Source organism: Paraclostridium dentum, assembly GCF_012922555.1.
GTDB classification, from domain to species: Bacteria; Bacillota; Clostridia; order Peptostreptococcales; family Peptostreptococcaceae; genus Paraclostridium; species Paraclostridium dentum.
The window spans coordinates 1-358 of the sequence record NZ_WIPK01000166.1 but is presented as its reverse complement, the minus strand read 5'-3'; the positions used below and the strand labels follow the sequence as shown (position 1 = coordinate 358).

Here is a 358-nt window from a genome sequence, read left to right as displayed (position 1 = left end):
GTCGGCACCGGGTTGCAGATCACACAAATAGTTTGAACAAACTCCCTTAACTATTTCCCCTTGATCATTGGTGTAGACGAGCCTCTTAACGCACAAAGAAACAGTCTTGGAGTCACCAAGATCACCGAGGGCGCTACTGGCAATCGAGTACAACCTCAGTTTATGAGGCTTCCCGTTCTTGTCTACTCCATCCGCGATTATCCCAATCGACTGCCCTTCTCTGTAAGGCACCTCTCCCTCGGTGCTGAAGACCATGTGCCACGTTTCACCGGGCGCATCATCTGCAGTGATCTTCGTGTTCAAGAGGCACTTGCCGATGTATGGCTCTTTAGGTCTGAATTTGTTGACAACTACTCCT

1 protein-coding gene is annotated in these 358 nt (G+C 49.7%); it reads right to left on the bottom strand.

Annotated elements, in window-relative coordinates:
• Positions 1–358 (bottom strand): hypothetical protein (locus GFJ41_RS21260; RefSeq protein ID WP_206001627.1); only part of this gene is annotated, 358 nt, incomplete at both ends.